Source organism: Streptomyces viridosporus (genome assembly GCF_002078235.1).
Classification (GTDB): Bacteria; Actinomycetota; Actinomycetes; order Streptomycetales; family Streptomycetaceae; genus Streptomyces; species Streptomyces viridosporus.
Genome location: NZ_MSGP01000939.1, coordinates 1 through 597, shown reverse-complemented (window position 1 = coordinate 597; position 597 = coordinate 1). Strand labels below are relative to the sequence as shown.

General features: G+C 75.5%; 1 pseudogene. It reads left to right on the top strand.

Annotation, left to right across the window (positions count from 1 at the left end):
• Nucleotides 1-177 precede the first annotated feature (177 nt).
• Nucleotides 178-597 (top strand): annotated as a pseudogene (locus B7L92_RS38800) (hypothetical protein); the annotation flags it as partial.

Genomic DNA, 597 nt, shown 5'->3' with positions numbered 1-597 from the left:
GCGGCGGCGCAGGTGGCACCGATCGAGGGAGCAAGAATTCCACGCATGCCCCTGATCTTGGACATGGTCAGACAAATCTGTCCATCGCGGACGTGACGGGGCGTCGGGGGCGCGTTCCCCCGAACCGGTGCTCCGGGCGCTCGGTGCGCGGCGGCGGGGCCGCGTACGCTTGCGCGGGTGAACGCCACCGATCGCACCCCCGCCGACCTGCTGAGTTCCGCACTCGCCGCGGACCCGGGACGCCCCCTGGTGACCTTCTACGACGACGCNNCGGCGGCGGCCGATGTCGCGGTGAGCGGCCCGGACGCGCTCGAGGCGGCGCGGGCGTGCTCGGGCGCGCGGATCGCGCTGGCGCTCAGGCCGCTCGGCGGACGCTTCCCGCAGCCCCCGGAGGGCTTCGCCGACTACGCCGTCGAGGTGCCGGGGCAGAGCGACCGGTTCGTGCCGTACGCGCCGGTCGACCCCGAGGAGCCGGCGCTGATCGTGGCGGGGCGGGAGTTCACCGGGGCGGAGGTGGTCGAGCGGGCCCGGGCGGAGGCGACGGAACTCGGCCTGACCGGGCCGGGTTCGCGCCTGCTGTCGGGGCTGCCGTACGAC